Raw genomic sequence first — 20966 nt, 5'->3', positions numbered from 1 at the left:
CGTCGACGCAGCGCGTCCGAAGACAAGGGGGAGACGCTTCGTGAGCATCGCTCACCGCATCAAGGAGGTCCAGCGCATCAGCGACTGGGACCAGTACTTCTTGAACCTCGCACGCGAGACCGCAACGAGGTCGAACTGTGTGCGGAGGCAGCACGGTTCCGTGATCGTCAAGAACCGCCGGATCCGTTCTACCGGCTACAACGGCCCGCCGTCAGGTCACCCACACTGCAGCGACGGCGCGTGTCCGAGGGCGTCGACGGAGAACGTCAGCGGGTGGGGCTATGACTCCTGCATCGCCATCCACGCCGAGGCGAACGCGATCCTGTACTCGTCTCCGGAGGAGCGGGAGGGGGCGACGATCTACATCACCGGCGTGCCCTGCTTCACCTGCGCCAAGCTGATCGCCAACTCCGGCCTCACCGAGGTGGTGGCGACCGGCGAGACCTACGACGGGTGGGACCGGGTGCGCAACTTCCTGCTCGACTCGGGCGTAAGGGTGCGCATGCCCTAGCAGGAGCACTGGACACGGGGCGGCACACTGGTGGGATGGGCCTGCCGGTCGTTCCACCGTTGCCGCCGATGCTGGCGCGCCTGACGCGCGAGCTGCCGGTCGAAGACGGCTTCATCTACGAGCCGAAGTGGGATGGCTTCCGCTGCATCGCGTTCCGCGACGGCGACTCGGTCGATCTGCGGAGCCGCAACCAGCGGCCCCTGGCTCGCTACTTCCCCGAGTTGGTGGAGGCTCTCATCAAGCTCCCGGCCCGGCGCATCGTCCTCGACGGCGAGATCGTGATCTTCGGCGAGAACGGGTTCGATTTCGCCGCGCTGATGTCGCGGCTGCATCCCGCGGCGTCTCGCGTGGAGCGTCTGAGACGAGAGACGCCTGCGTGCTTCATCGCTTTCGACCTGATCGCGACGGAACAAGACGTGCGCGAGGTCCCGTTCGAGCGACGACGCCGGCAGCTCGAGGAGAACTTGACCGACGCGCCGGATCATCTCGTGGTGACCGCTGCGACAGACGATCCGGAGGTGGCACAACGATGGCTGGATGCGTCGACCGGCACGGGGGTGGACGGGGTGATGGCGAAACATCGAGAGCTTCCGTACCAGCCGGGGCGCCGGACGATGGTGAAGGTGAAGCCGGATCGCACGGCGGACTGCGTCGTCGGCGGGTTCAGGGTCTTCGCCGAGGATCGACTGGTGGCGTCTCTGTTGCTCGGCCTCTACGGCCCCGATGGGCGGCTCCGGCACGTCGGCGTCACCGCCTCCTTCACCGAGGCGCGCAGACGGGAGCTGTACGCCGAGCTCATGCCGCGGGTCGTGTCCTTGAGCGGCCATCCGTGGGAGGAGGGGTTCGGGCTCGGGCACAGCCCGATCGGGCGGCTCGGTGGCGCCGCCGCTCAATGGACGCCGGAGCTGCCCCAAGACTGGCTTGCGGTGGCGCCAGAGCTCGTTGCCGAGGTCGGCTTCGACCACTGGGACGGCCAGAGGTTCCGCCATCCCACGCGCTTCCGTCACTTCCGAGACGACCGCGGCGCCTCCTCGTGCACGTTCGACCAGCTGGAGGTGGGCAGCCGCTTCGAGCTCGAGCGTTTCTTGGCCTCTGGGTGAAGGAGCTTGTGGCGGCTCTGGACGACGCGGGATCGTCGCTTGAGCTCGAGTTAGGGGGCCGGGAGCTGCGGCTGTCCAGCCTCGACAAGGTCTACTGGCCGCGCACGGGCCACACCAAGAGGGACCTCATCCGTTACTACCTTCGTGTCGCACCGGTTCTCCTCGGCCACATCCGCTACCGGCCCTTGACGCTCGGGCGCTATCCCGAAGGCGTCGAGGGGCCGAACTGGTTCCAGACCAACTGCCCTCACCCGCCTCCGTGGCTGCAGACGCACCGCGTCTCGAACGACGCAGTCGGAGCGGTGACCCGCAACTACTGCGTCGTCGACGATCTCGCGGGGCTGCTGTGGGCGGTGAACCTGGGCTCGGTCGAGCTGCATCCGCTGTTATCTCGAGCGCAGTCGCCGGGGGAGCCGAACGCGCTCGTGTTCGATCTCGACCCCGGCGCACCCGCCACCGTGGTGGAGTGCTGCGACGTCGCGCTGGAGCTACGCGACGCTCTGGCGGAGGTCGGTCTGCCGTCGTTCGCCAAGACCTCCGGAGGACTCGGTCTGCACGTCCTGGTGCCGCTGGCGCGGGGGCACGACTACGCGCAGACCAAATCGTTCGCGCGCTACACGGCCCGCGCTCTGGCGGACCGGCGGCCGGAGACGGTGACCGCGTTGCCGCAGCGCGCGCAGCGCGGCGGGAAGGTCTTCGTCGACTGGTCGCAGAACGACCGCAACAAGTCGACGGTCGCGGCCTACTCGCTGCGCGCGCTGCCGTGGCCGGCCGCGTCCACCCCGCTGTCGTGGGAGGAGGTCGGCGTCGTCGCCGCGGAGCGGTCGGTGGAAGCTCTGCCTCTCGGCGCGGACGCGACGCTCACGAGGCTGGAGTCGGCGGGCGACCTCTTTGCCGGGATGCTCGAGCCCGACCAGTCATTGCCGTGACGCCGGTTCGGCCTCCAGCAGCGTGGCGAGGCGCTCGCGCTCGAGCCTCGTAACGCGGAATCCGGCCGCCTCGAGCGACCTCTTCAGCTCTGGCCGCGACATGAACAAGGTCGGAGCGGTGGGCGCGGACAGCAGCGGCATGTTCAGGAGCGACACGTAGAGCGTTCCGTCATCGGACAGCACGCGGCGCAGCTCCGCAAGCGTCGCCGCCCGCCCCGGCATCACCTGGAGCCCGTTCGTGCACAGGACCGAGCCGAACGCGCCGGTGCGGAAGGGCAGCCGGTGTGCGTCCGCCTGCACCACCACGAGGTTCGTCGCGCCGTGCTCGGCAGCCGCCACCTTCGCGTGGCGCACCATCCCTTCCGCGATATCTGCGCCGACGACGATCCCGGCGCTGGCGGCCGCTACGGGCAGCGTGAACGCCGCGGTTCCGACAGGCAGGTCGAGGATCGGGCGACCCGCCGCGGATCCCGCGGCGGCCGACCCCTGCGCTCGCACGAGGTCGTTCAGACGACCGCCGAAGATGCGGAACGCGCCGTTCACCACCAGCGGCTCGTAGACGGTGTCGGCCGCCCACGAGTAGATGCTCCCGATCAGCTTCTTCGGAAGGTCGCCCTTCGCCATCTAGCCGCGGGCCGGCGCCAGATCCTCGAACAGGCAGTCGGCGGGGGGCTTGTCCTCTCTCAACCCCTTGAACGACGGCGCCCGCAGCCTTCCGGCGGAGGTGAGCTCGCGGAACTCCACCCGCGCGACGAGCGTCGGCTCGATCCAGCGTGGGTTCCGCACGACCTTTCCGAAGCGGCTGCCCTTTGCCTTGCGCGGGTCGTCGACGAAGGGGCAGTCGTCGATCCGGCGCTCCTCCAGCTCCGGAAGCAGCTGGGCCAAGAGCCTCTCGTCGAACCCCGTGCCGACCGAGCCGACGAACCGGAGCTCGCCGTCTTCGTAGGCGCCAACGAGCAGAGCGCCGAAGCTCGAGGAGCGGGACCCCTCGCCTGGGGTCCAGCCTCCGACCACCACGTCGGCGTGATGGATCGTCTTCACCTTCACCCACTCGCGCACCCGCTTGCCGGGCTTGTAGGGGCAGCCGAGCTTCTTGCCGACGATCCCCTCGAGGTTCATCCGCCGCGCCGTCTCGAACAGCGCGACGCCGACGCCGTCGGTGTAGGGGGAGACCTGGATCAGATCGGATACGACCACGAGCTCGGCCAGCAGCTCCTTGCGCACCTCGAGCGGCTCCTGGATCAGAGAGCGCCCGTCCATGTAAAGGAGGTCGAACGCGATGAAGGTCGCGGGGATCTGCGCGGCCATGCGGCTGATGTCTCTCTCGTTCTGCAGGTTGATCCGGCTCTGCAGCCGTTCGAACGATGGCCTGCCTGCGTCCATCGCCACGATCTCGCCGTCGACTATCGCGTCGTTGCACACGAGCCGGTCGTGCAGCTTCGCGAACTCGGGATAGGTGGCGGTCACGTCGTTCTGGTTCCGAGACAGCAACGCGGTCGAGTCCCGCTGACATATGGCGAGCGTCCTCACGCCGTCCCACTTCGGCTCGAAGATCCACCCGTCGTCGTCGAAAGGCTCCGGCACCAGCGTCGCCATCATCGGCTTCAAGCTCGGGATCGGGTCCGGGGGCGGGGCTTCCCACTCGCGCAGGCGCACCAGCCAGTCCTTGTCGTTCGACGCCTTCGGGCGGAAGAGGTGCCACACGCCCTGCATCCGGCGCCCTCTCAGCCGGAACGTCACCTTGCCGGGGGCCTGCTCCAGCATCTCGTAGGTGCCGTTGTCGAAGATGCGGACTTCTCCAGCGCCGTAGTTGCCGGCCGGGATGGTCCCGGAGAAGGAGCCGTAGTCGAAGGGATGGTCCTCCACGTGCACCGCCAGGTTGGGGCGCCCGGGCTTGATCGGGAGGTTCTTCGGGACGGCCCAGGAGACGAGTACCGGTGTCTTCCCGTTCATCATCTCCAGGCGCAGGTCGAAGTGGAGGCGCGTCGCGTGATGCTGGTGGATCACGAAGGTCTCGCCAGGCCGCGCCGTAGTGGGATCGACGTCTCCGGCCACCTCGGGCTCGGGCTCGGGCGTCTGGTCGAACGACCGCTTCTTCGCGTAATCCCGCACCTCGGCCATCTACCCGGAGGTTAATGCAGCAGCCACTGGGCGAGGCCGACGCCGGTGTACTCGTCCCCGGGACCCTCGTCGTGCTTCACGAACACGTACACGTCGCGGCGCGCCGCTTCCTCGTCCAGCAACGACTTCCACTTCGCGCGCTCGGTGGCCGCGTAGGTGCCTCCTCGCAGACGGGCGTAGGCGATGGGGCCGGCAGGCAGCGCGTCGGGCGCCTTGCCCTCGCGGTCCGAGAGACACAGGGTTCCGCCGGCATCCGCCACCTTGTTTTCGATATCGGGCGTATGCCAGGACGGGTGCTTGAGGTCGAAGGCCGCGGGCGGCGCACCGCCGAGCTTCTCCAGGAACCTCTCGAAGCTCTCTTCGTTGCCGTCGCGCTTCAACGGGAACTGGAAGAAGAGGGCGGAGAGATGGGGGCCGAGCGTCCGCATCGATGCGGTGAATTCGTCTAGGAGCGTTCCGTCCTGCATCCGCGGCGAGATGGCGCGGTGCCCTTTCACTGCGAAGCGGAATCCGTCGGGCACCGCCTCTGCCCACTTCGTGAGCGTGGACTCCTCCTGGCGCCGGTGATACGTCGCGTTGATCTCGCACGCGGTGAGCTTGGTTGCGTAGTGCTCCAGGAACCGCTTCTGGGGAAGGTCCTGCGGATAGAACTGCGGCTTCCACTCGGGATAAGCCCAGCCAGACGTCCCGACGAACAACCCCATAGGCCAAAGCTAGCCGCGTCTGTGCGCGTCGGAGGCCTAGCGGGTCTTTATCTCTCGTGCCTTTCGGGGCGTCGCCCCGATCTCGGCGATGGCATCCGTCAGCGACTGGCCCGGCCCCTCCGCCACCTCTAGGAAAGGGTCTCCGACGTCGGCGACACGGTCGAACATCGTTTCGATCGTGAAGAGCGAGGGCTGGATATCGGCTAACTCGTCCCACCGGAAGGGGGCCGAGCACGTGGCGCCCCATTCCGGCCGAACCGAGTAGGCGGCGGCGATGTTGGCGCCCTCGCGGTTCATGTTCACGTCGAGGAAGACCTTGCCCGTGCGCTTGCGAACCTCCCACTCCAGGGTCGTCGTGTCGGGATCGGCCGCGTGGATCATGTCGCTGATGGTGCCCACGAAGCCGCGCACCTCGTCGTAGTTGTGGGTGCCGTCGAGGGGCACCATGATCTGCATGCCGGTCGCTCCCGACGTCTTCGGGTATGAGCGCAGACCCAGCTTGTCGAGGAGAAGCTTCACCAGCGCCGCCACGTGTTTCACCTCGTCGTATCCCGCGGGCTGGAACGGGTCGAGGTCGAAGAACGCGTAGTCCGGCCGCTTCTGCTCGGGCCCCCGCGAGTGCAGTGGGTGGAACTCGATGCAGCCCAGGTTCACCACCCACAGCATCTCGGCGACGTCGCATGCCGACAGGAAGTTGATGATCTTGTTCTCGCCCTCCGAGTAGACGGGGATGGTCGTCATCCACTTCGGCCGGTAGCTCGGCGCGTTCTTCTCGTAGAAGTACGCGCCGACGACGCCGTCCGGCATCCGCTTCAAGGTCAGAGGCCGCGCCTTGATGTGCGGAAGCATGGTGGGGGAGATGTTGAAGTAGTAGGTGAGCAGGTCGCCCTTCGTGTAGCCGTTCTCGGGCCAGAAGACCTTGTTCAGGTTCGTGAGCTTCAGCTCCTTGTCCCCGGCGCGGGCGATCCAGTGATCCCCGCGCTTGACCGTCGGCAGCTCGACCGGGAACTGAACGGTTGTCCCTGAGGGCATGCGGGTAGGTAATCACAGGCCGAGGTGTGTCTAGCGCGGGAGGTAACACTTCGATGAAGGTCGCTTTCGTCATGGACGAGATGTTCGAAGATTCCGAGTTCCGGGTCCCGTACGAGCGGGTGAAAGAGGCGGGGCACGAGCCGGTCGTCGTCGGCCTGGAAGCCGGGAAGGTCGTGTCGGGCAAGAAGGGCGACGAGAGGGTGACGATCGAGAAGGCGGTCGACGAGGTCTCGCACGAGGACTTCGACGCGCTGGTGATCCCCGGCGGCTACTCGCCCGACAAGATCCGCATCAACGAGAAGATGGTGGAGCTCACCCGGGGCATCGCGGGAGACGAGAAGCCGGTCGCCGCGGTATGCCACGGCGGCTGGATGCTGGCGGAAGCCGATGTCGTCAGAGGCCGCACCGTGACCTCATGGCCCTCGATCAAGACCGACCTCATCAACGCCGGCGCTCGGTGGGTGGATCAAGAGGTTGTGGAGGACGGCAACATCATCACGTCACGCAAGCCCGACGATCTGGAGGCGTTCAGCAAGGCTCTCCTGGTCCAGATGGAACAGCAGTCACGATGACCGAGCAGGAGAGGGAAGAGGGCAGGGAGGACCTGCTTCCGGGCGAGGGGGCGGAGCCGCTGCACGGAGGAGAGGGCGACCCGTTGGGAGGCGGCGTCGCCGAGCTCGAGGACTCCGACGAGGTATCCGAGGGAGTCCCCGAGCAAGACGCCTAAGGGTTAGATCTTCGGGCCTCCCGTCGGGGGGGCCGGGTCGTCGCCCGTAGGTGCAAGACCGGGCGTGACAGAGCTTTGCGTCGCCGTGGTGCCCCCCACGCCGCCCGCCGCCGTCCCTGCACCGGTGCTGCCGACCCCAGAAGCCGCGCCGGTGTCGGCATGATCGTGCAGGTCCTCGTCGTGGGTCGCGGCCCCCGGCTCGGGCGCAGGTGCCGACCGCTCGAGGCCGGTTACCGATTCGTACACCAATGCGGCCGCCGCGGCCCCGATCAAGGGCCCCGCCGAGTACACGATCAGGTCGCTCCACGGGATCCTGTTGACCTCGTACACGAGCGAGGCGACGAACGGGCCGAGGCTGCGGGCGAAGTTCGCCGAGCCCCCGGTCGCGGCTCCCGTCACCATGATGCCGCTCGCCAGGCCGAGCCCGATCACCAACCCGGACCAGCCCTTCGGCGCGCGGTGGTCCACGGCGACCGCCATGATCGCGGTCATCAGGATGAAGGCGATGAAGGCCTCGGACAGCAGCGCCTGCCACTGCGTTACGTCGTTCGACACGGTCGTTGCGCCGAACAGGATGTCGGTCGCGCCGAGAGCGGCGCCGTCCTGCCCATAGATGCCGGCGACCACGAAGGCACCGGCTATGCCGCCGAGCACCTGCGCGATCCAGTAGAGCGGCAGCTCGGTCCACCTGAAGCGGCGCGCGACCGCGAGGGCGAAGGTCACGGCCGGGTTGAAGTGCGCTCCGGATACGCCGCCCAACGCGTAGACCAGGAAGGTGAGCGCGAAGGCGAAGGCGAAGGCGACCCCGAGCAGGTCGCCGAAGGTCGACGCCGTCAGCGACTGGATCAGCTGCGATTGCGGGCCGAGAGAGCCGGCCCCACCGGCTGATTCCTCCACCGCGAGGAACTCTCGCAGGGGACCGAGCGCCAGGACCGTTGCGGCCCCGGTTCCCACCGCGACGAACAGAAGCGTCCCGACGAACTCCGCCAGTAGCCGCCTTCCCAGCGGTGCCTGTCCTTGTTCGTGATGTTCGTCCAGTTCGTGGTGCCGATGATCGTGCAGCGCGTCGCCTGCGACCGCCATCGAGCCTCCTTCCGGGCCTCCGGCCCTACGTCTCGAGTGTCCTGTCGTTCCCGCCGGGGCTCACCCTACAAAGCGGGCGCGAGGAGGCTAAGGGTTAGCCCTCGCCGGACCCGAGGGAGTCCGCTTTGCTGCGGATCTCGTCGAGGATCGGCGCGTTCTGCAACGTCGTCACGTCTCCGAGCTCGCGGCCCTCGGCTACGTCGCGCAGTAGCCGGCGCATGATCTTTCCGGACCGCGTCTTCGGGAGATCGTCGGTGAACACGATCGAGTGGGGGCGTGCGATCTTGCCGATGACCTTCGCGACGTGCTCACGCAGCTCCCGCGCGAACGCCTCGTCGCCCTCGCGGCCCGCCTTCGGCGTGACGAAGGCGGCGATCGCCTCGCCCTCCTGCGGGTGGCGCCGTCCCACGACCGCCGCCTCGGCAACGGCGGGATGATCGACCAGCGCGGACTCGACCTCGTAGGTCGAGATCCGGTGCCCCGCGACGTTCATGACGTCATCGACGCGCCCGAGCAGCCAGAAGTAGCCGTCTTCGTCGAGCTTCGCGCCGTCTCCGGGGAAGTACACCTCCTCTCCGAACTTGGAGAAGTAGGTATCGCGGTAGCGCTGATCGTCGCCGTAAATGGTGCGGAACATCGAGGGGAGCGGCCGCCTCAACACGAGATAACCGCCGCCCCCGGGGCCGACCGGTTCTCCGCTCTCGTCGACCACGTCGGCCTGGACGCCCGGGTACGGCCTCGTCGCGGAGCCCGGCTTCAGCGTGGTGACCCCGGGAAGCGGAGAGATCGCGATCGCGCCCGTCTCGGTCTGCCACCAGGTGTCGACGATGGGCGTAAGGCCACCCCCGATGAACTCCTGGTACCAGATCCATGCCTCGGGGTTGATCGGCTCGCCTACCGACCCCAGCAGCCGCAGCGACGACAGGTCGTGTTTGCGGGGGTAGTCCGGCCCCCACTTCATGAAAGTCCGGATCGCGGTCGGTGCTGTGTAGAGGATCGTCACCCCGTACTCCTCGACGATCGACCACCACCTGTCCTTGTCGGGGAAGTCGGGGGCACCTTCGTAGAGGATCGACGTGGTTCCGTTCGCGAGGGGGCCGTAGACGATGTACGAGTGTCCGGTCACCCATCCGATGTCCGCCGCGCACCAGTACACGTCCGTTTCCGGCTTTACGTCGAAGATGTAGCGGTGGGTCGAGGAGACGCCGGTGAGGTAGCCGCCGGTGGTGTGGACGATGCCCTTGGGTTTCCCGGTCGTCCCCGACGTGTAGAGGATGTAGAGCATGTGCTCGGCGTCGAGCGGCTCTGCCGGACACTCCGGCGAGGTTTCAGCTACCAGTTCCGAGTAGACAAGGTCACGCCCCTCGTGCATCGAAACGTCTTCGCGCGTCCGCTGCACGACTATCACCTTCTCGATCGATGGCGTCGAGGCGAGAGCTTCGTCGGCGTTCACCTTCAGTGGGACGATCTCGCCGCGGCGGTACCCGCCGTCGGCCGTGATCAGCACCTTTGCCTCGGCGTCGTTGATCCGGTCCCGTAGGGATTCCGCCGAGAAGCCTCCGAACACCACGGAGTGCGCCGCGCCTACGCGGGCGCAGGCGAGCATCGCGGCGGGAAGCTCGGGGATCATCGGCAGGTAGATCGCGACGCGGTCTCCTTTTCGGACGCCGAGGTCTTTCAGCACGTTCGCGAGGCGACACACCTCTTCGTGCAGCTCGCGGTAGGTGATCGAGCGTTTCTCTCCGGACTCGCCGATCCAGTGGTACGCGACGCGGTCGGCGTTCGTTGCGAGGTGACGGTCGAGGCAGTTGTGTGCAGCGTTCAGTCGGCCGCCCAGGAACCACCGGTGATGCGGCGGCTTCCACTCGAGCACTTGGTCCCACGGCGTGGACCAGTCCAGCGCTTCCGCCTGGGTGGCCCACCAGCTGTCCGGGTCGCGTTCTGCCTCCGCGTAGACGGCGGCGTCCTTCAGAAGCGCCTGTTCGGTGAAGGACGGGGGAGGGACGAAGGTACGGCGCTCGTCGAGAAGAGCCTCCAGCGTGCGTTCGACTTCTCGATCCACGCCGACAGAGTAATGGTTCACCGTGGCTCGCTCCCGCTGGGCGGTAACCAATGGGGGGCCGTCAGATCCAGTCGAGGACCAAGCTGAAGAAGAGGTCTGCGATGAAGATCACCAGGCCGACGATCACGACCGCGGCGACGAGCCGCAGAAACAGTGGCTTGCGCGTATCCAGCTCGTCCTCGTCGCTCCACTCCGTTGGCTCGTCTGGCATCGCGCGATCGTGACATGCCCCAGCGCGGCCGGGGCCGGACGTTATCGTCGTGGCCGTGAAGATCCTCATCCTCGGCGGTGACGGCTACCTCGGGTGGCCGACCGCGATGCACCTCTCCTCGCTCGGGCACGAGGTCGCGGTCGTCGATAACTTCCTTCGCCGCGGAATGGCGACGGAGTTAGGCGCGGATTCCCTGACTCCGATCCAGTCGCTGCAGGAGCGGCTGACCGCTTGGCGCGAGGTATCCGGCAGGTCGATCGCATCCTTCATCGGTGACCTCGCCGATCCCTCCTTCGTCGATTTCGTGATGCGCGAGGTCCGGCCGGACTCGATCGTGCACTACGGCGAGCAGCCGAGCGCGCCCTATTCGATGATCGACCGCAAGCACGCCGTGGCGACCCAGCGCAACAACGTGGAAGGGACCTTGAACGTCCTCTTCGCGATGCGGGACCTGGCGCCGGACGCCCACCTGGTGAAGCTCGGCACGATGGGGGAGTACGGCACGCCCGACATCGACATCGAGGAAGGGTTCATCGAGATCGAGCACAAGGGCCGAAGCGACACGCTGCCCTTCCCGAAGCTGCCGGGCTCGATGTACCACCTGTCGAAGGTGCACGACTCGCACAACATCCACTTCGGCTGTCGCGTGTGGGGCCTCCGCTCGACCGACCTCAACCAAGGCGTCGTCTACGGCATCCGCACCGAGGAGACGGATCTTGACGAGCGACTCTGCACCCGCTTCGACTACGACGAGGTCCTCGGGACCGCCCTCAACCGCTTCTGTGTGCAGGCCGTCGTCGGTTATCCGCTGAGCGTTTACGGGCGCGGCGGTCAGACGCGGGGCTTCTTGAACATCATCGACACGATCCAATGTGTCCGCCTGGCGGTCGAGAACCCTGCGGAGGCGGCCGAATACCGCGTCTTCAACCAGTTCACCGAGCAGTGGTCGGTGCGCGATCTAGCGGAGCGCGTACAGAGGGTCGGCTGCGACCTCGGCATCAACGTGACGGTCGAGAAGGTCCCCGACCCTCGTGTCGAGGCCGAGGAGCACTACTACAACGCGGCTCACACCAAGCTGTTGGAGCTGGGGCTACGGCCTCACCTCCTGAGCGACGATGTCGTCGCGCACTTGATCGAGACGATCCAGCGCTACAAAGACCGGATCCTCCTGGGGCCGATCGCTCCCAAGACCCGTTGGGACCCGCGGTAGCCGCACCGCACACGGGGTGGGAGTCCAGCAGCGGCTACTGCTCCGGCTTAAGGAGGAAGTGGTAGCTGATCCCGACGCCGTGGAAGCCGAGCTTCTCGTAGAGGTGCTTCGGCCAGTCTTCGTCGTCGGCGACGAGGAAGATCGTCTCGTGGCCCCACGCCTGCGCCTCGTGCAGGGCCCGCAAAACAACCGCCGTTGCTAGACCCTTTCCGCGGTGTTCCTCCAGCGTTGCCACGTCTTCGATCTGCGCGGTGAGGCCGTCTGAATACAGCTCGCACATCGAGGCGATCGTGTCGCCGACGTAGGCCGCGAACGGTCTCTTGTCCGTGGCGGCGTATGTCATCCGGGCGACCTTTCTCATGTCGCGCAACACGGTCTCGTCGTTGCCGAAGTAGGGCTCGCGGCGGTTGAACTCGTCCCGGGCGGCGACATACACGCCCTGCACCACCTCGTCCACGTCGGCTCGTGCCACTCGTTGCGGTTCGCGCTCGTGGGTCATGTAGAGGAGCCGGTCGACCCGCCACCCGCGCGAGCGCAGGTCGTCTGCCAGCTTCGTCCCGACCTCGGCGTCCGGCACCACGAGCTTGCGGTGCTTGAACGCATGCGGGGCCATGACGCGGTCGGCTTCATCGACCAGCGCCTCCACCGTCAGGTCGTCGTCCGGGCGATCCACCCGAAGGAAGTTGACGTCGTAGATCGAGGACACCTCGGGGCAGAACAGCGCCGTGCCCCAACGGAACTCCTCTTTGCGCGACGCCAGGCCCTCGTGCAACGCGTCTTCGAACGCCTGCGCGCGAGCGAGACCTGGAGCCGGGTCCCGCCGCACGATCACCCCGCGTGGATCTGAGCGACTATCGCCTCTGCCACCTCGTCGGTCTTCGCGGGAGGACCCACGGGGCGCAGATCGGCGGTCCGGTGCTTGCCCTCCGCCAGCACCCGCGCCACCGCACGCTCCAGACGGTCGGCGTCGTCCGCCTGACCCAGATGACGAAGCATCAGCACCGCCGACAGCGTCATCGCTACCGGGTTCGCCATCTGCTGGCCCGCGATGTCGGGCGCGGAGCCGTGCGTCGGCTCGAAGACGGCGTACTCGTGCCCCAGGTTCATTCCCGGAGCCACGCCCAGGCCGCCGACGAGGCCGGCGCAGAGGTCGGAGATGATGTCGCCGTAGAGGTTCGAGAGCACGATCACGTCCAGCTCTTGCGGGTGCCACGCGAGCCACATCGCAAGCTCGTCCACCTGGATCGCCTCGAACCCGACGTCGCGGTTCTCCGTCGCCAGCTGCTCCGCCGTTTCCAGCCACAGTCCGTCCGAGAACTGCATGATGTTCGCTTTGTGCCCCAGCGTCACCTTCCGCCTGCGATGCTCCTTTGCGTAATCAAAGGCGAAGCACACGATGTTTCGCGTGGCTGTGATCGAGATCGGCTTTACCGACACCCCTGCGTCGCGCGCGATCGGGAACCCGTGCACGTAGCTGAGGTATCCCCGCAGCTTCGTCAGCTCTTTCGAGCCGTTTTCGAACTCGATACCTTCGTATAGGTCTTCCGTGTTCTCCCGCACCACGACGATGTCGACGGCTTCGAAACGCGACGGCACACCCGCGTATAGCCGGCACGGTCTCACCGAGGCGTATAGATCGAGCTCTTGACGGAGTGCAACGTTAATCGAGCGGAACCCGGTGCCCACCGGGGTCGTCACCGGGCCTTTGATCGCGACCTTGTTCCGCTTGATCGACTCGATCACATGGTCCGGAAGAGGCGTCCCGTGCGACTCGATCGCGGGGGCGCCAGCCTCGTGCACCTCCCACTCGATCCCAGCGTCGAGCGCGTCCACGACCTTCCGCGTCGCATCGGAGACCTCGGGACCGATCCCGTCTCCTGGGATCAACGTCACTTTCGCCATGTCCCGAGACTAAAGGCCCGGACAAAAGGCCGGCCCTGGAGTCGGGCCTCGTCTTGCATGATGAGGCGATGACGAACCTGTCGGTGTTCGCTTCGACGCTGTTGACCGTGGTGCTCGTCAGCGCGGCCTGGGCGAAGCTTCGCCGGCCTCAGCGTTTCCGGGCGGCGCTGGAGAGCTATCGCGTCATCCCGCCCGCGCTCGTGTCACTGCTGATAACGCTGGTGCCGACGCTGGAGCTGATGTTCGCGGCGCTCCAGTGGATCGCTCCGCTGCAGCCGTTCGTCGGGATCGCGATGGCCGCGATGTTCGCGGCCTTCACGCTGCTCTTGCTCCGATCGGTGTTGCGCGGCGTGGAGGCCGATTGTGGTTGCTTCGGAGGAGCGGCCCGCGAGAGGGTGTCGTGGGTGTCGGTGGTGCGCAACATCGTTCTGGTCGGGCTTGCTTTGGCGACACCGTTCTCGGGCGCGGCCGGCTCGGCCTCCGCCTGGCTGCCTGCTGCGCTGACCGGGCTGGGCGGCGGCGCCGTGATCGTGCTCCTCGACCAGGCACTCGGCTTGATCTCTACGAGCGCGGGGGCCTCCTGAGGTGGACGTCTGGATCGTCTCCGCGGCGCTGCTCGCAGCCGCCGCCGGGATCGCCTCGAACTGGTCCCCCTGAGGGTTCTCGATGGTCGACACCATCGGTCCGATGGTGCGTTCAGACCAAAGAAAGGCGCGACGTGTCGAGCTCGCGCATGTCGCGGGCGGGACGCTCGGCGGCGCGATGACGGGGTTCGTCCTCGGCGCGGTGGGGGCCGTCATCGGGCTGGATCGGCGGGCGCTCGCATGGGCGTTCGCGGCTCTCGCTTCGATCGCCGCGGTGCTGATCGTGGTCGACTGGATCCACGAGGGGCGCAAGCTCGGCCTCGAGCGGCAGACGCCGCGCTCGTGGGGTCATGTCTTGCCGCGTCCGATGGCCGCCTTCCTCAACGGCTTCGACCTGGGTCTCGGCTGGAGCACGCGCATCTACTTCGGCTCGTACGCCGTGGCGATGGCGGCCGCGGTCCTGAGCGCCCACGCGCTGGCGGGGGCGGCGGTAGGGGCTTCTTTCGGCGGCGCCCGCGCGCTGTTCGTGGTGCTGGCTCAACGGGGCTCCCAGGGGGTTCTCTCGATCGACTTCCTCGCGCCGAGGCGTCGCATCTTCAGGTTCTTGGATGCGGCCGCGCTGCTGCAATTCACGGTCGTGGGAGCGCTGACCGCCGCCGCGATGGCGTGACGCGATATATCTACCGGCTGCAGATCGGCGTCGACGAGAGATAAGGGGGGAACAAGTGTCGAAGGCTGTCTCCACGCGGGGGAACGGGCTCGACGGCTACTTCAGGATCACCGAACGCGGGTCGTCGGTCCGCAGGGAGGTGATCGGCGGCGTCACCACCTTCATGACGATGGCATACATCCTGTTCTTGAACCCTCTGATCCTGTCGATCCCCGACCGGACGGGCTACACGCTGCCGCCGGAGGCGGTTCTCACCGTGACGGCTCTGGCAGCCGGTATCACCACCCTTGCCATGGGCGTGTTCGCGAACTATCCGTTCGCCATCGCCGCCGGACTCGGGTTGAACGCAGTGGTCGCGTTCCAACTGGTCGGCGGGAACCAGCTCACCTGGCCGGAGGCGATGGGGGTGGTCGTCGTCGAGGGGCTGATCATCTTGGTCCTGGTTCTCACGAAGTTCAGGCAGGCCGTCATGGATGCGGTGCCCATGCCGCTCAAGCAGGCGATCGCCGTCGGGATCGGCCTCTTCATCACGATCATCGGGCTGGTCGACGCCGGCTTCGTGACCGCGACCACGCTTCCGGTCCCGCCGCTGCAGCTGGGGACGGGCGGCGAGCTGCGCGGGTGGCCCGTCCTCATCTTCGTTGTCGGGCTTCTCTTGATCGTCTTTCTGTACACGAGGCGCGTGCGCGGCTCGTTGTTGATCGGGATCCTCGCTTCGACCGCGCTGGCGGTGCTGGTCAACGAGGTGTTCCTGGAAGGGCAGGGCTTCGCCGGGAAGGCGAACCTCGCGTCGCCCGTGGACATGCCGACCGGCGAGAACTTTGCCCTTCTAGGCGACTTCTCCTTCGGCTTCTTCGCGCAGATGGGGGCGCTCGCGGCGATCCTCGCCGTCTTCACCCTGATGCTGTCCGACTTCTTCGACACGATGGGCACCGCGGTCGGACTCGGCCGGGAAGCCGAGCTCTTGGACAAGGAGGGCCGGCTGCCGGACATCGACCGCGTCCTGATGGTGGACTCCGCTGCCGCGGCCATCGGTGGCGCGTTCTCCGCCTCTTCGAACACCACCTACATCGAGAGCGCTTCGGGGATCGCCGAGGGCGGCCGCACAGGGCTCACCGCTGTGGTCGTCGGCCTGCTCTTCTTGCTATCGATCCTGTTCTCGCCCCTGGCGGCGATCATCCCGCTGGAGGCCGCGGCTCCGGCCCTCGTCCTGGTTGGTTTCTTGATGATCACGCACGTGCGCGAGATCCCGTGGGATGACCTGGAGCTCGCTATCCCCGCTTTCCTGACGATCGTCTTGATGCCTTTCACCTACTCGATCACGAATGGGATCGGTGCGGGCTTCATCGCATACGTCTTCATCAAGCTGTCCCGCGGGAGACCTGCTGAGGTTCGTCCGATGATGTACGTGGCGGCGGCTGCGTTCGTCGTCTACTTCACGATCTTCTATCTCAGGCTCTATCTGACGTAGTTCGGCTGCATCTGTGGCTTCGGCCACAGCCGCACGGGCGTCGAGGCGGCATCCTCGGGCCGATGAACAACAGGGAGCGTCCGTTCGCCGCGTTCGTGCTCCTGGCGGTGCTCGTGCCGATCCGTCCGGCAGCCGCTGCCGTTCCCCTGTCGCCGCCGGTGGACGCGGCGGTGACGGTGCGTTTCGACGAGCCCGAGAACCGGTGGGCTCCCGGGCACCGCGGGATCGACTACGACGTTCCGGCGGGGACGCGCGTGCGGGCCGCCGGCCGGGGAACCGTGACTTTCGCCGGCGCGGTCGCGGGTCGTCTCGCGGTCACGATCGCGCATCCCGGCGGCTACGAGACGACCTACTCCGCGCTGACAGAGATATCGGTGTACGCAGGACAGGAGGTCTCGGAGGGGACCTGGATCGGCCGCAGCGGCAGCGCGCACCCCGGCGGTGAGCCCGGGCTCCATCTCGGCGTGAAGCTCGAGGGGAGCTACGTCGATCCCGAGCTCCTATTGGTCCAGGCGGACGTGACGGCTGCGCTTCACCTCGCGCCTCTGGTGTGGGAGCCCGACGCGTTGATGTCGGACGGCGTTCCCGCGGCGTGGAGGCATGCAGGCACCCACGCGGTGGGGTGCAGGGAGATCGCGCCGCTCGCGGGCGAGCCCGCCATCCCGCCGAACGACAACGTCGCGGTCGCGCTCGCCGGTATCTCCAGCAGCACCGACGACGGGATCCACGCCGACATGTACCAGCACGGGCCGGAAGAGCTTGGGTACCGGCGCGTCTACCGCTTCTCTTACGCCGGATCCGACGCGCATGACCTTCATTCGCCCTACGCGCGGACAGATACCTACGGGGACATCGCGGTCGCCGCAGAGCGACTGCGCGAGCTGCTCGTGCGCGTAGCCAAGCGGCACCCCGGCGCCGAGGTCGACCTGCTCGCTCACTCGATGGGCGGCCTCGTCGCGCGCCGCTTCCTGACGACGGCAGCCAAGGAGCAAAGACAGGACTTGCCGCGGGTCGAGCACCTGGTCACTTTTGCGTCGCCGCACGGCGGCGCGTCGATCGCATCGTTGCCCGACCGCCTGGAAGAGGAGACGCTGACGGGCGGCCTGCTTCTCGACGCGGCATCAGCCATCGCACGTACCGGCGCGCCGCTTCCCGATCCGCGCTCGGAGGCCGTGCGTCAGCTGGAGCCGGGATCTCCGTTCCTTCACGAGCTGGCGCGCGAAAGCGTCGTCTACGGGACCCGCGCGCTCGCCCTTGCCATACCGAACGACTTGATCGTGACCGCCGACCGGGCGCACTGGGAGGAGGCGGAGAATCGTGTAGTGGCTCCCGAGGGCTTGCAGGGACACAGCGCGATCGTCTCCTCCGATACCGCCCAGGCGCTGGCGTTCGCCTTTTTGCGCGATGCACCGGCGTCCTGCGAGGGGGGTTGGGATCTATGGGGGCCGCGCCTGGGCCGCGCCATCGGCATGGCGGAGCAACAGTCTTATCGGGGTCTCGCTGCGCTCGAGCAGCTGACTCTGGGTCGGGTGTTGAAGGTGGGCCAGCTCGCGCCGCGGCCGGGCGCGGGAGGGTGGGGGCACGTCGCGGGAAGAGCCGTCGGCGAGCTCCTCCACACCGGCGCTGTGGAGGCATCCGAACGATGACGTGGAAGAGCCCCCTCCGCGGGGGGGATGGGCGGATCGCGGAGGGGGCTCAGTGGTGTTCTCTTGTGCTTGATGTAGATAATGCCGCCTTCGGTGCCCCTTTGGCAGCCTCTAGGGATGCAGAACTATGTCCTTCGGGTTGTCTCTGAGGGACAAAGCCGTGGGTCGGCGGGGGGCACCCATAGGATTCACCCCATGGTCATGAACCGACTGCCGCTGGACGCCCCCGGCGCTGAATGCGAGTTCCACCGGGTGGAGGTCCGCCGCAGCTCCCGGCGGCGCAAGACGATCTCGGCGCAGATCGTCGGCGACGCCTTGATCGTCTCGGTCCCAGACCGCCTCTCCCGCGCAGAAGAGCAGCGGTGGGTGGAGCGGATGACGGCCCGGATGTCGGAGCGCAAGCGGCGTGACCGCCTCAACTCCGCGGACGATCTCGAGGAGCGGGCCGCGCACCTAGCCGACCGCTACCTCGGCGGCGTTAGGCCGCGCTCCGTCGAGTGGGTTTCGAACCAGAGGTCGCGCTGGGGGTCTTGCTGTCCGGACGACGGGACCATCCGGCTGTCGGTCGAGCTCGCTTCCTACCCACGTTGGGTGTGCGACTACGTGATCGTGCACGAGCTTGCCCATCTCGTCGTCGCGGACCACTCGGATCGGTTCTGGGACCTGGTGAACCGTTACCCGCTGACCGAGCGCGCCCGGGGCTTCCTGATAGCGAAAGGCATGGACGAAGGCTAGAAGGTCCCCCTGGTGTCCCACGCGATCACGTCGTCGATCCCCGTGCGCTCGAGGATCCCCACCGCGAGCGCAGCGCGCACCCCGTATCCGAACGCCACCACCACTCTGCGCTCGTCTTTGAGCTCTGGCGCGCGGCCCCATAGCTGCTCGATCGGGATCGTGGTCGCGTCGGTGGCCCCGGTCGTTCCGGGATCTGTCACATCGAGCACGCGCGCCCTGCGCGGCTGCGGCCCGCGATAGATCTCGGTGGACGCCGGGGTGCCGTGCACGTTCGCCCACGCGTTCAGGCCGTCCTGCACGGTGCCCAGGACTGCGAAGCCTCTGCCCCGCAAACACGCTGCCGCCCAGATCATGTCGGCGGCCTCGTCGTGCAAGAGGACGAGGGGGATGTCGAGCGGGATGCAATCCCGCGCGCGCGATTGGAAGCCCGGCCCGTTCTCGTACTGCAACGACAGCGACCGGGGGATATGCACGTCTAGATAGTTGCGGACGGGCCGCAGATCGACGAAGGCCGCGCCTTCGTCAACGGCGCCGAGCGCGCTGCTGAGGGAGAGTTCCTTCAGTGTGCTCGTAGACAACACGGGGTATGGATACCAGATGCTGGCACCGCTCTTCCTCGCTCTTCTGCTCGTGCCGCTTGTCGAGATCTATGTCTTGATCCAGGTCGGCGAGGTGATCGGGACCGCCCCCACGATCCTGCTCCTGATCTTCATGTCGATCGTGGGTGCGTGGCTGCTAAAGCGTGAGGGTTCCGCGACCTGGAGACGGCTGCGCGCGTCCATGGCCGCAGGACAGATGCCCACACGTGAATTGACCGACGGAGCGATGATCCTCTTTGGCGGCGCGCTCATGCTGACGCCCGGTTTCATCACGGACGTCGTCGGCTTGGCGATGATCCTTCCTCCGACGCGGGCGGTGCTGAAGGGAACTTTCCGGGCTCTCCTGGGGAGCTGGTTCCTCGGTCGCGCCGGCCTCGCCGGCACGGTCGGGCGCGGGATCTACGCGAGCAAGGTGGTGAGGTCGAGACGGAGTCGTGCGGCCTCTTCTACTGGTCGCCCTGATGCTGCTCCGAGCGCTCTCTCCGCAGAGCGTCGAGCCGACGAGGACGGTTCTCCGGATAGGACATGACCGGGCCGACCGCTCCCTGCTCGGGATAGGCGGCTCTGTCGTAGTCGCGGGCGGGCCTCCGGTACGCGTTGATCCGCACCCTCATCTCCTCGGGGTATTCGCCGACGTGCACGGGGACACGGAGCCTTTCGGCCACCTCGGTTGCTTCTTCCACCGAGTGGTAGACCCACCGCTGCCACGCGCCCTTCCCATCGACCAGGACGAGCTGTGCGTCGTGAAGCCCGATGCGGATGATCACCGCCTCCGTGCCCGCGCCGCGGTACTCGACGAACTGTCCCGGGGTCCTGATCGGCCCGTGCTCTTCCACGTCCTCGAACGGCCATGCGCGCGCCATGTTCAATCCTCCCGAGCTAGATGACGAGTCCGCCGTCGATACACAGCACCTGCCCGGTGACGTAGTTGGACTCGGCCGAGGCGAGGTAGACGAAACCGGGTGCGATCTCTTCCGGTGATCCGTAGCGGCCCAGCGCGAAGCGGGCGTAGCGCTGCTTCGCGGCCTCGGGATCCTGAACCAGCGGCTCCGTCATAGCCGTGAGCGCGGCGGGCGCGATCGCGTTGACGTTGATCGACAGCCGCCCGAGCTCCTTAGCCCACGTCTTCGTGAGGCCGACGATGCCCATCTTGGCGGCCGCGTAGTTGGACTGTCCGGCCGCTCCGATCAGCCCCGATGCGGACGTCACGTTGATGATCTTCCTGTGCTTGGTCGTGCCGGCCTCGGACTCTTGTTTCGCGAGCGGCCGCCATCTCTGGACCGCCGCTCTCCCGCAGGCCCACGTCCCCTTCAGGTGAACGTGGATCACTTGGTCGAACTCCTGTTCCGACATGTTGTGGAGCATGCGGTCGCGCAAGATGCCCGCGTTGTTGACGAGAACGTCGAGCGTCCCGAACGATTTGAAAGCCTTGTCTACGACAGCTTCGGCGGCTTCGACGCTGCCGATCGCGTCGTAGCTCGCGACCGCGTCCCCGCCTTGGGTGTCTATCTCCTTCACCACCGTGTCCGCGGCGTCGTGATCGAGGTCGTTGACGACAACCCGAGCGCCCTCTGCCGCGAACGCAAGGGCCACCGCACGACCGATGCCGGCGCCGGCGCCCGTCACGATGCAGCTCTGGTCGCGCAGTCGTCCGGACATGGTGGCGAAT

General features: G+C 67.1%; 24 protein-coding genes. 12 read left to right on the top strand and 12 right to left on the bottom strand.

What is annotated here, in order from left to right; genetic code table 11:
• The first annotated feature begins 40 nt into the window (after positions 1 to 40).
• Genes M3N53_01085 through ligD (M3N53_01075) form a run of 3 tightly spaced genes read left to right on the top strand, consistent with a single transcriptional unit; the run spans position 41 to position 2540 of the window.
• Positions 41 to 511 (top strand): cytidine/deoxycytidylate deaminase family protein, encoded by a 471-nt coding sequence (locus M3N53_01085; GenBank protein MDP9066927.1) that lies wholly within the window; start codon positions 41 to 43, stop codon positions 509 to 511.
• Positions 512 to 546: 35 nt separating this feature from the next.
• Complete coding sequence (locus M3N53_01080; GenBank protein MDP9066926.1) at positions 547 to 1611, top strand: ATP-dependent DNA ligase; 1065 nt, start codon at positions 547 to 549, stop codon at positions 1609 to 1611.
• The gene (ligD, locus tag M3N53_01075) at positions 1608 to 2540 is read left to right on the top strand and encodes a non-homologous end-joining DNA ligase (protein ID MDP9066925.1); all 933 of its coding nucleotides are present in this window, start codon (positions 1608 to 1610) and stop codon (positions 2538 to 2540) included. Before M3N53_01080 ends, ligD (M3N53_01075) begins: the two co-directional genes overlap by 4 nt.
• On the opposite strand, the gene M3N53_01070 is transcribed toward ligD (M3N53_01075), so the two are convergent.
• The 4 genes from M3N53_01070 to ligD (M3N53_01055) are packed head-to-tail and all read right to left on the bottom strand — an operon-like array spanning position 2529 to position 6397.
• The gene (locus tag M3N53_01070; protein MDP9066924.1) at positions 2529 to 3164 is read right to left on the bottom strand and encodes a class I SAM-dependent methyltransferase; all 636 of its coding nucleotides are present in this window, start codon (positions 3162 to 3164) and stop codon (positions 2529 to 2531) included. The two genes, ligD (M3N53_01075) and M3N53_01070, sit on opposite strands and share 12 nt — an antisense overlap.
• Positions 3165 to 4661, bottom strand: coding sequence for a non-homologous end-joining DNA ligase (gene ligD, locus M3N53_01065; protein ID MDP9066923.1), 1497 nt, complete (start codon positions 4659 to 4661; stop codon positions 3165 to 3167).
• 11 nt (positions 4662 to 4672) lie between these two features.
• Positions 4673 to 5365: a DUF72 domain-containing protein gene (locus M3N53_01060; protein MDP9066922.1), complete on the bottom strand. Its 693-nt coding sequence runs from the start codon at positions 5363 to 5365 to the stop codon at positions 4673 to 4675.
• A gap of 36 nt (positions 5366 to 5401) precedes the next feature.
• Positions 5402 to 6397, bottom strand: a complete 996-nt coding sequence (ligD, locus tag M3N53_01055) for a non-homologous end-joining DNA ligase (GenBank protein ID MDP9066921.1) — start codon at positions 6395 to 6397, stop codon at positions 5402 to 5404.
• A gap of 53 nt (positions 6398 to 6450) precedes the next feature.
• Between ligD (M3N53_01055) and M3N53_01050 the strand changes: the two genes are divergently transcribed.
• The gene (locus M3N53_01050) at positions 6451 to 6969 is read left to right on the top strand and encodes a type 1 glutamine amidotransferase (GenBank protein MDP9066920.1); all 519 of its coding nucleotides are present in this window, start codon (positions 6451 to 6453) and stop codon (positions 6967 to 6969) included.
• Positions 6966 to 7124: a hypothetical protein gene (locus M3N53_01045; GenBank protein ID MDP9066919.1), complete on the top strand. Its 159-nt coding sequence runs from the start codon at positions 6966 to 6968 to the stop codon at positions 7122 to 7124. Before M3N53_01050 ends, M3N53_01045 begins: the two co-directional genes overlap by 4 nt.
• A gap of 3 nt (positions 7125 to 7127) precedes the next feature.
• Here the strand turns inward: M3N53_01045 and M3N53_01040 are convergent, their stop codons facing one another.
• From M3N53_01040 to M3N53_01030, 3 genes are all read right to left on the bottom strand, one after another.
• Complete coding sequence (locus M3N53_01040) at positions 7128 to 8207, bottom strand: aquaporin (GenBank protein MDP9066918.1); 1080 nt, start codon at positions 8205 to 8207, stop codon at positions 7128 to 7130.
• Positions 8208 to 8301: 94 nt separating this feature from the next.
• Complete coding sequence (gene acs, locus M3N53_01035) at positions 8302 to 10269, bottom strand: acetate--CoA ligase (GenBank protein MDP9066917.1); 1968 nt, start codon at positions 10267 to 10269, stop codon at positions 8302 to 8304.
• A gap of 61 nt (positions 10270 to 10330) precedes the next feature.
• On the bottom strand, positions 10331 to 10480 hold the full coding sequence (locus M3N53_01030; GenBank protein ID MDP9066916.1) for a hypothetical protein: 150 nt from the start codon (positions 10478 to 10480) through the stop codon (positions 10331 to 10333).
• Between the two features lie 55 nt (positions 10481 to 10535).
• Here M3N53_01030 and M3N53_01025 point away from each other — a divergent pair, with 55 nt between their 5' ends.
• Positions 10536 to 11690, top strand: a complete 1155-nt coding sequence (locus M3N53_01025; GenBank protein MDP9066915.1) for an NAD-dependent epimerase/dehydratase family protein — start codon at positions 10536 to 10538, stop codon at positions 11688 to 11690.
• A gap of 34 nt (positions 11691 to 11724) precedes the next feature.
• Here the strand turns inward: M3N53_01025 and M3N53_01020 are convergent, their stop codons facing one another.
• Complete coding sequence (locus M3N53_01020) at positions 11725 to 12522, bottom strand: GNAT family N-acetyltransferase (GenBank protein ID MDP9066914.1); 798 nt, start codon at positions 12520 to 12522, stop codon at positions 11725 to 11727.
• On the bottom strand, positions 12519 to 13592 hold the full coding sequence (locus tag M3N53_01015) for an isocitrate/isopropylmalate dehydrogenase family protein (protein ID MDP9066913.1): 1074 nt from the start codon (positions 13590 to 13592) through the stop codon (positions 12519 to 12521). Before M3N53_01015 ends, M3N53_01020 begins: the two co-directional genes overlap by 4 nt.
• Before the next feature lie 68 nt (positions 13593 to 13660).
• Here M3N53_01015 and M3N53_01010 point away from each other — a divergent pair, with 68 nt between their 5' ends.
• From M3N53_01010 to M3N53_00990, 5 genes are all read left to right on the top strand, one after another.
• Positions 13661 to 14176 (top strand): hypothetical protein, encoded by a 516-nt coding sequence (locus M3N53_01010; protein MDP9066912.1) that lies wholly within the window; start codon positions 13661 to 13663, stop codon positions 14174 to 14176.
• 82 nt (positions 14177 to 14258) lie between these two features.
• On the top strand, positions 14259 to 14846 hold the full coding sequence (locus tag M3N53_01005; GenBank protein MDP9066911.1) for a hypothetical protein: 588 nt from the start codon (positions 14259 to 14261) through the stop codon (positions 14844 to 14846).
• Between the two features lie 55 nt (positions 14847 to 14901).
• Entirely contained in the window at positions 14902 to 16317 is a 1416-nt protein-coding gene (locus M3N53_01000; protein ID MDP9066910.1) for an NCS2 family permease, read from the top strand.
• Between the two features lie 62 nt (positions 16318 to 16379).
• On the top strand, positions 16380 to 17963 hold the full coding sequence (locus M3N53_00995; GenBank protein ID MDP9066909.1) for a peptidoglycan DD-metalloendopeptidase family protein: 1584 nt from the start codon (positions 16380 to 16382) through the stop codon (positions 17961 to 17963).
• 201 nt (positions 17964 to 18164) lie between these two features.
• Entirely contained in the window at positions 18165 to 18698 is a 534-nt protein-coding gene (locus M3N53_00990) for a M48 family metallopeptidase (GenBank protein ID MDP9066908.1), read from the top strand.
• Here the strand turns inward: M3N53_00990 and M3N53_00985 are convergent.
• Positions 18695 to 19279, bottom strand: a complete 585-nt coding sequence (locus M3N53_00985) for a hypothetical protein (protein MDP9066907.1) — start codon at positions 19277 to 19279, stop codon at positions 18695 to 18697. The two genes, M3N53_00990 and M3N53_00985, sit on opposite strands and share 4 nt — an antisense overlap.
• Before the next feature lie 16 nt (positions 19280 to 19295).
• Between M3N53_00985 and M3N53_00980 the strand changes: the two genes are divergently transcribed.
• Positions 19296 to 19826, top strand: a complete 531-nt coding sequence (locus M3N53_00980) for an FxsA family protein (GenBank protein ID MDP9066906.1) — start codon at positions 19296 to 19298, stop codon at positions 19824 to 19826.
• Here M3N53_00980 and M3N53_00975 read toward each other — a convergent pair.
• On the bottom strand, positions 19744 to 20160 hold the full coding sequence (locus tag M3N53_00975; GenBank protein MDP9066905.1) for a hypothetical protein: 417 nt from the start codon (positions 20158 to 20160) through the stop codon (positions 19744 to 19746). The genes M3N53_00980 and M3N53_00975 overlap by 83 nt on opposite strands.
• A 16-nt stretch (positions 20161 to 20176) precedes the next feature.
• On the bottom strand, positions 20177 to 20956 hold the full coding sequence (locus M3N53_00970; GenBank protein ID MDP9066904.1) for an SDR family oxidoreductase: 780 nt from the start codon (positions 20954 to 20956) through the stop codon (positions 20177 to 20179).
• Between the last annotated feature and the right edge of the window lie 10 nt (positions 20957 to 20966).

Source organism: Actinomycetota bacterium, from assembly GCA_030776625.1.
Lineage (GTDB): Bacteria > Actinomycetota > CADDZG01 > CADDZG01 > WHSQ01 > MB1-2.
This window is presented reverse-complemented; position numbering and strand designations above follow the sequence as displayed.

Coding starts and splice junctions, on each gene's coding strand:
- M3N53_00970 (MDP9066904.1), bottom strand. CDS start 20,956: ATGTCCGGACGACTGCGCGACCAGAGCTGCATCGTGACGGGCGCCGGC.
- M3N53_00980 (MDP9066906.1), top strand. CDS start 19,296: ATGCTGGCACCGCTCTTCCTCGCTCTTCTGCTCGTGCCGCTTGTCGAG.
- M3N53_01030 (MDP9066916.1), bottom strand. CDS start 10,480: ATGCCAGACGAGCCAACGGAGTGGAGCGACGAGGACGAGCTGGATACG.
- ligD (MDP9066921.1), bottom strand. CDS start 6,397: ATGCCCTCAGGGACAACCGTTCAGTTCCCGGTCGAGCTGCCGACGGTC.
- M3N53_01015 (MDP9066913.1), bottom strand. CDS start 13,592: ATGGCGAAAGTGACGTTGATCCCAGGAGACGGGATCGGTCCCGAGGTC.
- M3N53_01050 (MDP9066920.1), top strand. CDS start 6,451: ATGAAGGTCGCTTTCGTCATGGACGAGATGTTCGAAGATTCCGAGTTC.
- M3N53_00975 (MDP9066905.1), bottom strand. CDS start 20,160: ATGGCGCGCGCATGGCCGTTCGAGGACGTGGAAGAGCACGGGCCGATC.
- M3N53_00990 (MDP9066908.1), top strand. CDS start 18,165: ATGAACCGACTGCCGCTGGACGCCCCCGGCGCTGAATGCGAGTTCCAC.
- M3N53_01010 (MDP9066912.1), top strand. CDS start 13,661: ATGACGAACCTGTCGGTGTTCGCTTCGACGCTGTTGACCGTGGTGCTC.
- M3N53_01060 (MDP9066922.1), bottom strand. CDS start 5,365: ATGGGGTTGTTCGTCGGGACGTCTGGCTGGGCTTATCCCGAGTGGAAG.
- ligD (MDP9066923.1), bottom strand. CDS start 4,661: ATGGCCGAGGTGCGGGATTACGCGAAGAAGCGGTCGTTCGACCAGACG.
- M3N53_01070 (MDP9066924.1), bottom strand. CDS start 3,164: ATGGCGAAGGGCGACCTTCCGAAGAAGCTGATCGGGAGCATCTACTCG.
- M3N53_01005 (MDP9066911.1), top strand. CDS start 14,259: ATGGTCGACACCATCGGTCCGATGGTGCGTTCAGACCAAAGAAAGGCG.
- M3N53_00995 (MDP9066909.1), top strand. CDS start 16,380: ATGAACAACAGGGAGCGTCCGTTCGCCGCGTTCGTGCTCCTGGCGGTG.
- M3N53_01040 (MDP9066918.1), bottom strand. CDS start 8,207: ATGGCGGTCGCAGGCGACGCGCTGCACGATCATCGGCACCACGAACTG.
- M3N53_01045 (MDP9066919.1), top strand. CDS start 6,966: ATGACCGAGCAGGAGAGGGAAGAGGGCAGGGAGGACCTGCTTCCGGGC.
- M3N53_01080 (MDP9066926.1), top strand. CDS start 547: ATGGGCCTGCCGGTCGTTCCACCGTTGCCGCCGATGCTGGCGCGCCTG.